We start from the raw sequence: 14,294 nt of genomic DNA on the forward strand, positions 1-14,294 counted from the left end.
GTCACGTAGCTGTCATTCTCCCCCGGTAGGTACATTGGTGGGGCTGAGATCGGTCGGAAAACGGCTGATGTTACGGGGCGGCGTTGTGTCTTACTCGAACAGCAAATCGCTGCGCGATGTGCTCGTAGCTGATTACGAGAGTTTGGCCCGCCGTCTGACGCGTTGCCTTGGCTCACCGGACGTCGCGCGCGAGGCGCTTCATGAGGCGTTCGTGCGGGCCGACCGCGTGTCGGACGCGGTTCCCCTGCGCAGTCCTGTCGACTATCTGTTTCGGATGGCGCTCAATTTGGCAAAGGATCATCGCAAGGGCGAGCGCCGCCTCCTCAACGCTTCGGAAATCGAAGCGATCATGGCCTTGCCCGACGACCGGCCGGGACCGGCTGCCGCGTTCGAGTCGCGCCTGGAATTCGAGCTGTTCGAACGGGCGCTCGCGGAACTGCCGCAGCGAAAGCGCGATGTGTTCATATGCGCTCATATCGAGCTTGTTCCGCATCGTGAGATTGCCACACGCTTCGGCATCAATGTGCGGACTGTCGAATTCGACCTGCAGCACGCCATGGAGCATCTCAGCCGGCGGCTTGGACGCAAGGTCGTGCGTCGATTTGGTCCTCGTGCGTCGTCTCGATCCAACGAACCGGGCTAACGAGGCGCGTTTCCGGCCAGCGGCAGCCTTGCCGCATTCCGGGCAGATACGCTAAGCAACGACGCATTGCGGCTGGAATGCAATTCAAGCCGCTGCCCATGTCGAGATTCAACGTGCAGATTGTTCGATATTTCATTTCGGTCCAGCGCTATGCGGGTCGTCTATCGAATGACCGCAGGGCGTCGCCATGAGGGAGTCGCCCTCTGGCCGCCGAAACAAGCGAGCGACCTGATCTTGATCGCAGGCGACGACGACCGCACGGAAATGGATCAGACCCTGCGTCAGGGCCTGGCATGGGTGATCCGTCTGCATTCCGGGGAGGCAACCTCGGATGACGCCGCGGCTTTGACGTCATGGCGCGAACGGAGCCCCGAGCATGAGGCTGCATTCCGACAGGCTGTCATGCTGTGGCGCCGGTTCGGTGATGCGACCCGCCAGCTCGCTGCGGACCCGGCCTTCGCTCAGGCCGATGCTCGGCGCGCGCCTGCGTCCCGTGCCGCGATCGGTCGCCGCGCGCTGATCGGAGGAGCCATGGCGACCGCCGCGTCGCTGGCTGCGGGATACCTGGTGGTGCGCCCGCCCTTGGAACTCTGGCCTTCACTGCAGGAGCTGTCGGCGGACATGCGGACAGCCAAGGGCGAGCGGCGCAGCGTTGCGCTGACCAGCGACGCCTCGGTCGTGCTGAACACCCAAACCAGCATCGCGCTGCGGACGGTAGACGGGCCGCGACGGTTCGAACTGCTCTCAGGAGAGGCGGCCGTGCAATGTGCGCCGACAGCGCAGGACCCGGTGATCATTGATGCAGCGGGCGGGCGCGTCACGGCCTTGCATGCCGATTTCAATCTGAAGTGCCTGGGCGGCGTCGTGACCGTCTCTTGTCTCGACGGCAGCGTTGACGTCGCCTGCGGCGGGCGAGGGACCAAGATCGTCAAAGCCCAGCAGGTCTCATACACGGTCGACCACGGACTGGGATCGACCTCCCGGCTGGACGTCGACGCCGTCAAGGCCTGGCAGAACGGCCTGCTGATCGTCCGTGATTGGCCGGTGACCCGCTTAGTGGCCGAGATCAACCGCTACCGCCCGGGCAAGATCGTGGTCATGGACGAGCAGCTCGGACGGCGCATGATCTCGGGCACCTTCCGTCTCGATCGCCTGGACGACTTCATCAGTCAGGCCGAGAGCCTTTTCGGCGCCAAGGCGCGGCCTCTGCCGGGAGGCCTCGTCCTGCTGAGCTAACGCGCCTCGCTGGATGAAGATCCGTGCCGTTCGCAAGTCCTCTGGATTCTGCACGGCGCATCGCCCCACGAGCAGGTCGCTCGCTCGGTATATGTTCTCTTGACCGATCCAGCCAAAGTGCCGTGACCGTAGCCGCCGAGGGTTGCCCTCATGCAGGTGTTGTGCGAACGCCGACCCAGGACCGGCGAATCGTTCCGCTTCGTCGAAGCAATCGTTAGGAAATCGATTCAGTCTCGCGCGGGTCCGATCGTCTTTCCGACCGAGGCACCATGGTCGCGGCTTCCCGTCGCGACGTCATGTGCGTGCCGGATGATGAGCGGACGTCGGTGCGGGTCAGAATGGAAGAGGAGAGGGGCGGGCGCCGCTCCGCGCGTCCGACGTCGTTCGGCGCGGAGGTCGTCGTGCTGGCTGCCGCCGTCCTGGTCGGCGGCTGTATTGCTCCCGCGCGGGCCCAGGCGGCGGGAGCATCGCCGGCTGCTGCGGGCGCCGCTCCGGCCAGGCCTGCTCCCGGCCCCGCATTGCGCTTCGATATCGATGATTTTGCGGTAAAGGGAGCGGAGAAGCTCACGCAGGTCGACCTCGAAGAGGCGATTTATCCCTTCCTCGGCCCGAACAAGACCGCCGACGATGTCGAGAAGGCGCGTGCGGCGCTTGAGAAGGCCTATCACGACAAGGGCTTTCAGACCGTCTCGGTCGAGGTGCCGCCGCAGAATCCAGCCAATAAAGTAGTCGTGCTCAACGTGAGAGAGCTGAAGGTCGGCCGCCTACGCGTCAGGAACTCGCGCTATTTCGATACTGACAAGATCAGGGAGGGCGCGCCATCGCTGAAGGAGGGCTCGGTCCCCAATTTCAACGATCTCACCAAGGACATCTACGGTCTCAATCAATGGCCGGATCGCCGCGTCACGCCGGCGCTGCGTGCCGGCGTGACGCCAGGAACGGTCGATGTCGACCTCAATGTCGAGGACAAGGCTCCCTTGCATGGCAGTCTCGAGATCAACAATCGGCGTTCGGGCGGTACGACCGCGACCAGGGCGATCGGGACCGTCCGCTACGACAATCTCTGGCAGCTCGGACACTCGCTGACACTCAGCTATCAGGTGGCGCCACAGCGACGCAATGATGCGGAGGTCGTGTCGGTGTCCTATCTCGCACGGTTGCCCGTCGATTGGCTCGCTCTGCTCGCCTATGCCGTCAAATCGAACAGCGATGTCGCGACCGTCGGCGGCACCAACATCGTCGGCCCCGGCCAGATCGTCGGAACTCGTGCGGTCATGACGCTGCCCGGACGCGACGGTTTCACCCAGACGCTGTCGGCCGGCGTGGACTACAAGCACTTCTTCCAACTGGTCTCGCTGAACGGCAGCGGCTTCGCGTCCCCCGTCACCTATTTTCCTGCGGTCGCGAGCTATACGGGAACGTTCCAGGGCGAAAACTTCACGACACAGTTCAACGCGTCGCTGACGTCCAATCTGCGCCCGCTGTCGAGCGACCATCAGGCATTTGAGAACAAGCGCTTTTCTGCATCCGCCAGCTTTACGCATTTCAACCTCGACATCTCGCATACGCAGGAGCTGCCCGAAGGCTATCAGATGTGGGGACGGCTGCAGGCGCAGAAGGCCGACGGCCCGCTGGTGTCCAGCGAGCAGATCAGCGCCGGCGGTCTCGACACGGTGCGCGGCTATCTCGAATCGGAGACCCTCGGCGACGATGGCGTCACCGGCAGCTTCGAACTGCGCAGTCCCGATATCGGCGCCATGCTGCAGAAGCAGATGAAGGATGAGACGGGGCAGGGCGCGCCGCGGTTCACGACCTTCAACGAGACGCGGCTGTTCGTGTTTGCCGATGCCGGCCTCGTGCACGTGCAACGCGCGCTGTCTGATCAGATAGCGCAATCAAATCTATGGAGCTACGGCGTCGGCGCCCGGTTCAGGATGTTCAGCGCGTTCAATGGCCTGTTTGCGCTGTCGGTGCCAATGACCGACGAAACCTATACCCGCGCGGGGCATCCGCGCCTCAATGTCCGGCTCTGGGGCGAATTCTAATGGTAACGCGACGTAAGAACCGGGATGCTGGCAGCCCGCGCGCTGTCGTGAAGCTTGCCGCGCGACTGTTCGGTGCGATCGCCGCGCTGGCGATCCTGTCGTCTCCGGCCAGCGCCTGGTGGAACGACGATTGGCAGCTGCGCAAGAAGATCAGCATCGATGCCAGCGCGTCCGGCGCCAACGTCACCGATCCGATCGGCACCATCCCCGTGTTGATCAGGCTGCACCCGGGCAATTTCCGGTTCAGCGCAACCAAGGAGGATGGCAGTGACCTGCGCTTCGTCGCCGGCGACGACAAGACTCCGCTGAAGCATCACATCGAAAAATACGACGCGCTGCTCGGCGAGGCGTTGGTCTGGGTGTCGGTGCCCAGCCTCGCCTCGGGCGCCAAGACGGAGATCTGGCTCTACTACGGTAACAAGAAGGCCGTGCCGAACGCGGATGCCAAAGGCAGCTACGACCCGGATTTCGCGGTCGTGTATCACTTCAACGAACGTGGCACGCCGGCGTTGGATTCCACGGTCTGGGGCAACAATGCGCAAAGCGTCGGACAGCCCGCGGAGGGCGCGCTGATCGGCACGGGCCTGCGCCTCGACGGGCGCGCGCCCCTCATGCTGCCGTCGGCATCATCGCTGGCGACGGTTGCCGACGCCGGCTGGACGTTGTCGCTGTGGGTCAAGCCGGCCGCGCTGCAGCCGAACGCCGTCCTGTTCAGCCGCCGCAACGGCGGCGACGGCATCCTCGTCGGTCTCGACAATGGTGTGCCGTTCGTGGAGGTCTCGGCTGGTGGCTCGTCGCAACGCAGCGCGGCGGCGGCGCCGATCGCTGCGGCGAGCTGGCATCATCTGGCGGTCGTCGCAGCATCCGGAAAGACCACGCTCTATCTCGACGGCAGTCCCTATGCCGCTCTCGACACCGGCCTGCCGGCGCTCGATACCACGGCGCAGATCGGCGGCTCCGACGCCGGCGCGACTCCGGCTGCGGCGCAGCCGGTCTCTTCAGCTGCCGGCGATGCAGCCGCTACGGACGCTGCTCCCGCGCCGTCCCTCGCTAATGATGCCGCGGCGGCAGGCCCGACGGCAGCGGCATTCGTCGGCGACATCGACGAGCTCCAGATCAGCAAGGTCGCGCGTCCCCAAGGCTTCATCCGCATCGCTGCGATCGGGCAGGGACTCGACCACGGCAAGCTGATCGCCTTCAGCGTGGACGAGGAGACGGCGAGCTGGCTGTCGGGCTATTTCGCAGTGATCCTGAAGTCGGTCACGCTCGACGGCTGGGTGGTGATCGGCGTGCTGCTGGTGATGGCAGCGATCAGTTGGATGGTGATGTTCGACCGGGCCTCCTATCTTCGCCGACAGGCCAAGGCCAATGCCCGCTTCCTGCAGGCGTATCGTGATCCGAACTTCGATCTCGCCGTCTTATCCAGTGGCAACGCCGAGGCCGTGGCATCGCTGTCGGGCGGCATCGGTAAGCGCGATACGATCGTGGTGCGCTCGTCCTCGCTCTATCGCATCTATCGTGTTGCGGCCGAGGAGATTCAGCGCCGTTCGGCGCGAAGCTCGTTGCCCTATCTTTCCGCAACGTCGATCGCCGCGATCCGCGCGGCCCTTGATGGCGGTGTCGTCAGGGAAGTTCAGCGCCTGAACAGGCTCATGGTGATCCTGACCATCGCGATCTCGGGCGGACCCTTCCTCGGACTGCTCGGTACCGTCGTCGGCGTGATGATCACCTTTGCGGCGATCGCGGCAAGCGGCGACGTCAACGTCAATGCGATCGCTCCAGGCATTGCCGCGGCGCTGGTTGCGACCGTCGCCGGCCTTGGCGTCGCGATCCCGGCGCTGTTCGGCTACAATTATCTGATTTCCCGGATCAAGGATCTCACCGGCGATATCCAGGTCTTCGTCGACGAACTGGTGACGCGGCTCGCGGAACTCCATTCCGCGGATCAGTCCGATCGTCGCATGGCGGCGGAGTAGCTGCCATGCAGGTCAATGCCGACTCCAAGCCTTATGACGATATCAACATCACGCCGATGTTGGATCTCGCTTATGTGCTGCTGGTCATCTTCATCATCATGACGACTGCCACGGTGCAGGGGCAGAAGGTCAACCTGCCGAAGGCCTCGGCCGCGCCGAGCCTCGCGACGCAGACCACGAAGGCGATCACGATCGCCAATGACGGCAAGATCTTCCTCGACACCATTCCGGTCACCTTGCCGGAGCTGGAGCAGCGCCTGATCCAGCAAAAGGCGCTGACGCCCGAATTCCCGGTGGTGCTGCGCGGCGACGCGCAGGCGCAATATCAGAGCGTGATGGACGTTCTCGACCTGCTGGGCCGCATCGGCCTGACGCAGGTCGGGCTCGCGACCAAGCCGCTGGTGAAGTGATCGATGCGGGTCTGATCACATGCGCAAATCGCCCCCCACCCAACCGCCAGGTCCGCATTCCCCCGAGAGAGTGCTGGTGCAGATGCGTGAGCTCGCTCGGCGGACACGGATGCCGTTCTCGCCAGCGCAATCGGATGGCAGGTCGGAGTCGGTCGCCGGCAGTCGAGCATCCGCCGCAGTGCTCCCGTTTCCGGCCAGCAGCGAGGCTCTGCTTGCCAGTCTCGTGCCGACGCTTCGCGGTCTCTACCTCGGCGCGGAGGATGAAAGCGACCCGTTTCTGATCACGATGTCGCATGGTCTGCATCCGCGCCTGTCGATCGATCGCGATGCCTATGTCGAGATCCGGCATCAGCCGGACACGTTCCTCCTGAAGATTGCCGCCGCGCCGGATTCGAAGATCACGTTCGAGACCCCGGATTTCGCCATGCTGGTGAAATTCGTGCTGCAGTACTTGGCCGAGCGGCACGGTGACCTCGGGGCGAGCGGGAGCTCGTCGTGAGCAATCTCCAGACGAGCCGATCGGTGTCCGCCGACGTCGCAAGAGGAGATGCGCCGCCGAGCCGGTTGCGATCGACGCTACGCATCGTCGTCGCCATCGCAGGAATCGTTCTCCCGCTAGGCAGCGTCGCCTATTGGGTGCTGGCACAGCGCGATCAGCCGCCGCCGCCGCGCCAGGTTCACGAGATCACGCTGCTCGCCGTCACGCCGCCGCCACCCCCGCCCCCGCCGCCGAAGGTGACGCCGCCGGTCGAGCAGAAGATGCTCGAGCAGCCGAAGATGGCGGAGCCGGAGTTCAAGGAGGAACGGCCGGTCGACAAGCCGCAGGACAAGCCGATCAAGGATGCCAAGGACGATCAGCCGCCGGGCCCGCTGTCGCTCGATGCGAAGGCGACTGGCCCCGGCGATCTGTTCGGTCTCGGCGGCAAACCCGGCGGCAATCCCTATGGCGGTGCGCGCGGTGGCGGCAGCAGCCGCTGGGGCTGGTACGCATCGATCATTCAACAACAGATCGAGGCGGCGTTGCGTGCGAACGAGAAGACTAAGAAGGCGGTCATCCGCGTGCAGATCAGCCTGTGGGCGGACAGCTCCGGGCGTGTCAGCCGCGTGCAACTGCTGTCGTCGACGGGGGATGCCGAGCTGGATCAGGCGCTCCGCGACGATGTCCTCGGCAATCTGACGCTCCGTCAGCCGCCGCCCAAGGACATGCCGATGCCGATCGTGACGCGCGTCACGGCGAGCCGGCCGAGCTGATTTCCGTCATGGACTGCGAACTAAGGGGACTGGGGACGATGTTTGAGACTCTTCCAAATGCACGCCGGTGTGCGGTCCTGATCGCCGCCTCGCTCGCGGCGATGGGGGGTGCCGCCCCGGCATTTGGCCAGGCCGCAGGGCAAACCGCCATGCCGGACAGCAAAGCCGGCGCGGCCAGGCCCAAATTGTCGGACGCAAGACCGGCTTCGCCGAATGCGACGATCAATCTCGTTCATCTCCTCGTGAAGCAGGGCGTTCTGACCGAAGATCAGGCGGCTGGGCTGATCAAGCAGGCCGATGATGAGGCCTACATCGCCCGTCAGGCGGCGAAGGCTGCATCCACGAGGGCCGACGAAGCGGCCAAGGCGGCGAATGCCGCTGCGGCGGCGAGCGAGCCGAAGGGGACACGGCACGTCACCTACGTGCCCGAGATCGTCAAGCGGCAGCTGCGCGAGGACATCAAGCGCGAGGTGATGGCGAAGGCGGAGCAGGAGAATTGGGCCTCCCCGGGCAAATATCCGGAATGGGCGCAGCGGATCCGCTTCTACGGGGACATTCGTGGCCGCTACCAGGGCAGCTTCTTTCCGACGGGCAACGACCAGTTCGATGCCCTCAACTTCAACGCGGTGAACACCGGCTCGCCCTACGACATGGCGAGCCCGTACAACCTGCCGACCTATAACACCACCCAGAACCGCAATCAGATCAAGCTCCGCGCGCGCCTGGGCATGGAGGCCGATCTCACCAGCGGCTTCAATGCAGGGATTCGGATTGCAACCGGCGAGTCGAACTCGCCGGTGTCGACCAACCAGACCATGGGCGGTGGAGGTTCGAACTTCTCGAAGTTCGGACTATGGCTCGATCGGGGCTACCTGACCTATCAGGCCTGGGACCGCAACCTCGTGGCATCGGTCGGACGTTTCGATAATCCGTTCTGGTCGCCGACTGATCTCGTCTGGCACCGCGATCTCGGCTTCGACGGCTTCGCCGTGCAAGGCCGATATGCCGTATCCGACAGCTTCACGCCGTTCGGCGTGCTCGGCGCGTTCCCGATCTTCAACACGGATTTCAACGCGGGTACCAATCTGGCTCAGCTCGATTCCAAGTTCGCGAGCCGCGACAAATGGGTGTTTGGAGGTCAGGTGGGCTTCTCGTCACGGTTCGACTCTTTCCGTGAATTGCGTCTGGCTGCGGCCTTCTATGATTTCGAGAACGTGCAAGGACAGGCGTCGCAGCCTTGCTACGTGCAGTCGAGCTCGGACATCTGCAATACCGATCAGACGCGGCCGTTGTTCGCCCAGAAGGGCAACACTTACATGCTCCTGCGGAACCTACAGGTCGGCTCCTGGAACAACTTCGGGACGACCTCTCTCTACCAATACTATGGCCTGCTCCAGCAATTCCGGCCGATGACGGTCAGCGCGTCGCTCGATCTGGGCGACTTCCATCCGTATCACATCGTGCTCGACGGCGAGTTCGTCTGGAACACCGCGTTCAATCGCGGGCTGGCGGCTGCGGGGACGGGTCTTCCGGCCAGCGTCGGCATTACGTCGCCGGGCGTGGCGCTCAACAACCGTGCTGCGTCGTCCGACGGAAAGACCGTCGGTCCGTTCAACGGCGGCGACAAGGGCTGGATGGCGCGGGTCACGGTCGGAAAGAAGGAGATCAGGCATCTCGGCGACTGGAGCGTGCATGCCGGCTACAAATATCTCGAATCCGATGCGACCGTGGATGCATTCGTGGATTCCGACTTCGGTCTGGGCGGCACCAACCTCAAGGGCTATTTCCTGGGCGGAAGCTATGGACTGAGCCCGAATGTCTGGGCATCGCTGCGCTGGCTGAGCGCCAACAATATCGGCGGCGTGCCCTATGCCGTGGATGTCGTTCTCGTCGATCTCAACGCGAAGTTCTGACCAATGCGCATGCGATCATTGATTGTCATCATCGCCGCGGCCGCGTGGAGTCCGATCGGGTCGTCTCGTGCGGCCGATAGCGACGCCGACCGGTTGCGCGAGGCGCTGCGCGCGGCGACCTTGCAGACACGTCAATTGGAGGACCAGCGGGCGGCGCTGCAGGCCAAACTCGCCGAAGCAGACAAAGAAAAAGTCGTCGCCAAGGCTCAGGTCGAAGCTGCGAAGGCCGAGACCCGCAAGATCGAGAAGCGGGAGCGCGAGACGACGGAGGAGTTCAACCGCCGCCTCGCGGAGCGCGACGACACGCTGGAGAAGTGGAAGGCCGCCTATGAGGAGGCGGCTGCCGTCGCCCGCGATCGCGACGCGGCCCGTGCGAAGTTCGAGGCCGAAGCGAAGGCCTATAAGGCCTCGGCCGATAGCTGTGTCGACAAGAACACGCAGCTGATCAAGCATGGTCAGGACCTGCTGCAACGTTATCAAAGTGTCACCATTGGCGACACAATCGTCGCACGTGAGCCCGTCCTCGGTCTGCGGCGCGTCGAGATCCAGAACGCGATTCAGGACCTCCAGGACAAGATCCTCGACCAGAAGGCAGCACCATGAACTCGTCAGCGTTCGGCCGCGCAGCCCGCATGCGATCATTCCAGGCTTCGGCGCTGGCCATGGCGCTGGCCTGCATTCCCCTGGCCGTTTCTGCTCAGACGGCGCCGCCGCGCAGCCAGGCACCTGCGGCCGTGAAGCCGAAGCCGCCGGCAGCGCCCGTTGCGCCAGCGACGACGCAGCCTGCGCCGGCGGTTCCGGCGCAAGGCGTCGGGCAAGGAAAGGGCGGGGGAAGCGACGAGGTGATCGCGCGCGTCGGCGGCACCAACGTGTCGGCCGACGAGATCCGCAACTATGTCGCAGCGCTCGGGCCGCGCGAGCGTGCCGCGTTCGGGCAGGATCCCAACCTGCTCAGCCAGGCCGTCCGCATGATGCTCGCCAACCGCATCGTGCTGCAGGAGGTCGTCGCCAGGAAGTGGGACCAGCAGCCGAGCATCGCCGAGCAGCTCGACCGCGTGCGGGAGAGCGCGGCGGTGGAGTTGTATCTGCAGTCGATTTCGACCCCGCCGGCCGGCTTTCCGAGCGACGATGAGCTGCAGAAGGTCTATGATGCCAACCGCGCCGCCTTGCTGATGCCTCGGCAGTTTCAGCTGGCGCAGATCTTCGTGCCGATCCCAAAGGATGCGGACAAGGCGGCCGAAGAGAAGGCCAAGAAGGCCATCGATGACGCTCAGCGCAGGCTGAAGGCGCCCGGCGCCGACTTCGCGGCCATCGCCAATGACAACAGCGACGTCAAGAACGGCGGCGATCTCGGGTGGATCGTCGAAAGCCAGATTCGGCCCGAGATCCGCACTTCGGTGATGGAGCTCGCCAAGGGCGCGATGTCGGAGCCGGTCCGGCTCGAAGACGGCTGGCATATCATCAAGCTGGTGGACACCAAGGCCGCTTACACCCGGACCCTTCCGGAAGTCCGTGACGCACTGGTGCAGCAGATGCGTAACGAGCGCGCCGCCGCTCTGCGGCGTGCCTATCTGGCCGAGATCGTCAAGCAGCATCCGCCTGTCATCAACGAGCTCGCGCTGTCGAACCTGCTCAGTGAGCAGGTCTCGGCAGCGAGATAGCACGCAAACGCGACTGGCGGGCTCGCACAGCCGCCACTCCACGTCCCGCTCTCACGGAGCTTTCTGATGTCCGAGACCATGATCGACAAACTGTCCCTCGACCGTCTCCGTGAGCTGTTTCAGCTCGCCGGCTATCGAGTGGAGACGCTGACGGATCCAGCCGCTGATGTCGCCTATCTGCGTTCTGCGACCAATGGGATTGCGTTTGACATTCGCCCGGGCAATCCGGTGCCGGGCGACGAGCCGGCCTTCGTCGACCTGGCACTGATCGCGGTACTGCACGTGCAGGGTGAGTTACCGCTGGACCTGGTCAATCGCTGGAACGCGACCCGACGTTTCGCACGGCTGCATTTCAGTGCGCCATTCCTCGTGCTGACGTCCGACATGTCGGTCGCGGGCGGCGTTGCGCCAAGCCATGTGCGTGGTCAGATCGAGATCTGGGATCAACTCGTGCAGCAGCTCGTGAGCTTTCTGCGCGAAGAGCTTGCGGCGCTGGCATCGCCAAAGCAGACCCAGTCTGGACCGCAAGCGGCGGCTGCGAGCGGCAGCCGGACGGCCGAACTCAACCCCGCGCATCCGGTCCAATAGGCCAGCGAGGTCGCCATCTTCGCCGATGCTGTCGCACCTGGTAGGTCTCCAATGAAGCGTCTCGGCGTAATCGCGCTCGCCGCCACGGCGATGGCGGTGGCATCTGCAGGTCATGTCGAGCAGGCACGGGCCGAGCCTGTCGCTGAGCAGCGCGCGGGTTCTGATCCCATGGCGGAGACAGGGACAACACCGGGCGCTGTCCCGCCGGAGCCCGCCGCTGCATCGTCCAGAAAGCCGTCGTCGTCGATCGACTCCAGCGGCGCAAGGTCCCTTGCAGCGGTCCCAGAGCGAGTTGGTACTTATCGTGACCTGATTGCCAAGGAGGCGGGACGGCAGGGATTGGCCCCCGAAATTGCCGAAGCCGTGATGGCGGTCGAGAGCGGCTACAATCCGGATGCCGTGGGCGGCTCCGGCGAGATCGGACTGATGCAGATCCTGCCGTCGACGGCGCGCATGCTCGGGTTCAGCGGCAGCACGGCCGAACTCGGGGTGCCCGAGACCAACATCCATTATGGTGTGCGCTACCTTGCGCAAGCGTGGCGGCTGGCTGGCGGCGATCTCTGCACGGCCACGATGAAATATCGCGCCGGCCACGGCGAGACGCGGTTCTCATATCTGTCCGTGAACTACTGCATCGCTGTCCGCGGCAAGCTCACCGCCCGCGGCTTCGCCGTCACCGGCGACGTTCCGACCCCGACTTTCGGCGCTCCCGGCGCGGCTGTCGGTCTCGCCGCACGCTTCAGCGGAGCCTGTGGCCGAAAGTGCGTGACGGGGGCGACGGCGCGCGTCGATCTCGTATCCCTCAACGCGAGGCTGAGCATGCTCGTGACCCAGGCACGGGCAGGAAAGTGAGCCATGGCCTCGCATTCCAGGTACTCATGCTCGCTCTCAGTAAAGGCCGCGGCGATGTCTACCCTGATGATGAGTCCGGTCCAAGCCGCCGATCCGCAATTTCTGCCACCCGTGACGGTGGATGCACCGGATCGTCCGCCGTCCAGCCCCTTGCGGCCGGCGCCAAGTGGCACGTCGGTGGCTCCCATACTGGGCGGTCGCGCAGACACCTCGGCCGGCAAACGTAGTAGCTGCGCCGACGGCACCGTCACCCAGGACGGATTGTTCGACTGCATCAACGTGAAACTGCGGCGCAAGGTGGATACCGTCAATCCGTCGATCAATCAGGCGCCGATCGATGCGCGATCATCCGATCTCAAGGTCGGAACAGTGAATGTGCCGGCCGTCCAACAGCAATATGGCAGCAATTTCGGGCGCTCAGTCGTGCCGCTTCGGCCCACCGCGGTGTTTCCCTCCGGCTTTGGCCGACGCTGACGACGTCGGCAGGTGGACATGATCGCGTATGGTCTCGTGTCTTCGAAGACGCTTCAGCTCACCGGGATGTCTCTAGCGTCAGCCAACGGCAGACCGATCTCAGCCGCTCTTTGCTTGCGATCCTGCTTGCGGAATTCCAGCTCCCGCCGCTCGAATTGGAGCAACTCGTCGCGCAAGGCCTTGAGGAAGCGATCGCGTTCGCCGAGAGGATTCTGACGAGGCTGCATGAGAGTTCACTCCATTGCCGATCAAGACGCGGCCGGCTCCGAAACGGTTTCATGTTACAGATTTATGACTTTTCGGGCAAGACAGAGACGGCTGGCAGGCGATCACTGGAGCCAGCCGCTTCTCGCGGCGCCGGTGAACTGGATTCGACTGACGACATTGGTCCTGGTCAGCATGATTCGGTGATGCGAGCCGAGCAGTCTTGTCGGACGACGCGCCTGTGTGCGCGCAACACGAGCGGCGTCGGCACGCGACCGGCGCAGACGGAAACGCCGCGGTGACGGCGCTGTTCATCGTCTCCGGGCCATGCCAAGGACAGATGTGATGCGATCATGGGTCAATTCACGCGCGGTCGCACTCGTCGCGGCCTGTGTGGTCGGCTGCTCCTTTGGTCAGGCCTTTGGTGGTCAAGGCAACGTGCGCGAGCCGGCTACGCCGACGCAGGCCGCGCCTACGAGCCGCGATGGCGATCCGCTCGCTGTTCCGCCGACGTCAACTCGCACGGTCGCGGCAGGGACCACGGTGAGCAGCGCAAATCCGCTGTGGGACGTTCCGCTCGCTGCATTGTCAGCGACGCGCGATCGTCCGCTGTTCTCGGCGTCGCGGCGGCCGCCGCCGTCAACCGTGGCGCCTGTCACCGTGATGCGCGCGCCGTTGCCCCCGCCCAGGGAACCGGAACGTCCACCCCTGCAACTCGTGGGCACGGTTATCGGTGACGAGGAGAGCTTTGGCATCTTCGTCGATCCTGTGTCGCAGAAGTCACTACGCTTGCGTGTTGGCGCCTTGCATGAGGGATGGCTGCTCTATGCCGTGAAGCCGCGCGAGGTGACCCTGCGGCGGGAGCTGGCCTCGGTGACTTTGCCGATGCCGCAACTCGGGCAATTCGCCGAGAGCGTGGCTCGACCAGCACCCGCGGCGACGCGCACAGGAGACCGGATCACTCGGCGGGCGCGCTGAGCGGCGGTCTGTCCGTTCACCTGAGAACGCGCGACCGCGCACATCCGAGTTGATCGTAATCTG

General features: G+C 64.5%; 15 protein-coding genes. 14 read left to right on the forward strand and 1 reads right to left on the reverse strand.

Annotation, left to right across the window (positions count from 1 at the left end; translation table 11 throughout):
* Positions 1-67 precede the first annotated feature (67 nt).
* The 13 genes from QXZ94_RS06370 to QXZ94_RS06430 all read left to right on the forward strand — a co-directional run bounded on the left by QXZ94_RS06370 (position 68) and on the right by QXZ94_RS06430 (position 13,049).
* The gene (locus QXZ94_RS06370; RefSeq protein ID WP_315719691.1) at positions 68-643 is read left to right on the forward strand and encodes an RNA polymerase sigma factor; all 576 of its coding nucleotides are present in this window, start codon (positions 68-70) and stop codon (positions 641-643) included.
* A 150-nt stretch (positions 644-793) separates the two neighbouring features.
* Positions 794-1,879: a FecR family protein gene (locus QXZ94_RS06375; protein ID WP_315719692.1), complete on the forward strand. Its 1,086-nt coding sequence runs from the start codon at positions 794-796 to the stop codon at positions 1,877-1,879.
* A 338-nt stretch (positions 1,880-2,217) separates the two neighbouring features.
* Positions 2,218-3,924, forward strand: a complete 1,707-nt coding sequence (locus tag QXZ94_RS06380) for a ShlB/FhaC/HecB family hemolysin secretion/activation protein (protein WP_315719693.1) — start codon at positions 2,218-2,220, stop codon at positions 3,922-3,924.
* Positions 3,924-5,900: a MotA/TolQ/ExbB proton channel family protein gene (locus tag QXZ94_RS06385; RefSeq protein WP_315719694.1), complete on the forward strand. Its 1,977-nt coding sequence runs from the start codon at positions 3,924-3,926 to the stop codon at positions 5,898-5,900. Before QXZ94_RS06380 ends, QXZ94_RS06385 begins: the two co-directional genes overlap by 1 nt.
* Before the next feature lie 5 nt (positions 5,901-5,905).
* Complete coding sequence (locus QXZ94_RS06390; protein WP_172130583.1) at positions 5,906-6,310, forward strand: ExbD/TolR family protein; 405 nt, start codon at positions 5,906-5,908, stop codon at positions 6,308-6,310.
* A 178-nt stretch (positions 6,311-6,488) separates the two neighbouring features.
* Positions 6,489-6,809 carry a hypothetical protein gene (locus QXZ94_RS06395; RefSeq protein WP_315719695.1) on the forward strand — a complete coding sequence of 107 codons (321 nt, stop codon included), beginning with the start codon at positions 6,489-6,491 and terminating at the stop codon, positions 6,807-6,809.
* Positions 6,806-7,561: an energy transducer TonB gene (locus tag QXZ94_RS06400; protein WP_315719696.1), complete on the forward strand. Its 756-nt coding sequence runs from the start codon at positions 6,806-6,808 to the stop codon at positions 7,559-7,561. The genes QXZ94_RS06395 and QXZ94_RS06400 overlap by 4 nt, the downstream gene beginning before the upstream one ends.
* A gap of 38 nt (positions 7,562-7,599) precedes the next feature.
* On the forward strand, positions 7,600-9,474 hold the full coding sequence (locus QXZ94_RS06405; RefSeq protein ID WP_315719697.1) for a putative porin: 1,875 nt from the start codon (positions 7,600-7,602) through the stop codon (positions 9,472-9,474).
* Between the two features lie 3 nt (positions 9,475-9,477).
* Positions 9,478-10,077 (forward strand): hypothetical protein, encoded by a 600-nt coding sequence (locus QXZ94_RS06410; protein WP_315719698.1) that lies wholly within the window; start codon positions 9,478-9,480, stop codon positions 10,075-10,077.
* Positions 10,074-11,135: a peptidylprolyl isomerase gene (locus QXZ94_RS06415; protein ID WP_315719699.1), complete on the forward strand. Its 1,062-nt coding sequence runs from the start codon at positions 10,074-10,076 to the stop codon at positions 11,133-11,135. The genes QXZ94_RS06410 and QXZ94_RS06415 overlap by 4 nt, the downstream gene beginning before the upstream one ends.
* A 66-nt stretch (positions 11,136-11,201) precedes the next feature.
* Positions 11,202-11,723: a YbjN domain-containing protein gene (locus QXZ94_RS06420; protein ID WP_315719700.1), complete on the forward strand. Its 522-nt coding sequence runs from the start codon at positions 11,202-11,204 to the stop codon at positions 11,721-11,723.
* A gap of 339 nt (positions 11,724-12,062) precedes the next feature.
* Positions 12,063-12,575, forward strand: coding sequence for a lytic transglycosylase domain-containing protein (locus tag QXZ94_RS34385; protein ID WP_409998471.1), 513 nt, complete (start codon positions 12,063-12,065; stop codon positions 12,573-12,575).
* Positions 12,576-12,578: 3 nt separating this feature from the next.
* A complete protein-coding gene (locus QXZ94_RS06430; protein ID WP_315719702.1) occupies positions 12,579-13,049 on the forward strand; it encodes a hypothetical protein in 471 nt (156 codons plus the stop codon).
* A gap of 53 nt (positions 13,050-13,102) precedes the next feature.
* On the opposite strand, the gene QXZ94_RS06435 is transcribed toward QXZ94_RS06430, so the two are convergent.
* Positions 13,103-13,276 carry a hypothetical protein gene (locus tag QXZ94_RS06435; protein ID WP_172130570.1) on the reverse strand — a complete coding sequence of 58 codons (174 nt, stop codon included), beginning with the start codon at positions 13,274-13,276 and terminating at the stop codon, positions 13,103-13,105.
* Between the two features lie 322 nt (positions 13,277-13,598).
* On the opposite strand from QXZ94_RS06435, the gene QXZ94_RS06440 reads away from it, so the two are divergent.
* Positions 13,599-14,231 carry a hypothetical protein gene (locus QXZ94_RS06440; protein WP_315719703.1) on the forward strand — a complete coding sequence of 211 codons (633 nt, stop codon included), beginning with the start codon at positions 13,599-13,601 and terminating at the stop codon, positions 14,229-14,231.
* Positions 14,232-14,294 lie beyond the last annotated feature (63 nt).

Source organism: Bradyrhizobium sp. SZCCHNS2022 (assembly GCF_032377575.1).
Lineage (GTDB): Bacteria > Pseudomonadota > Alphaproteobacteria > Rhizobiales > Xanthobacteraceae > Bradyrhizobium > Bradyrhizobium aeschynomenes.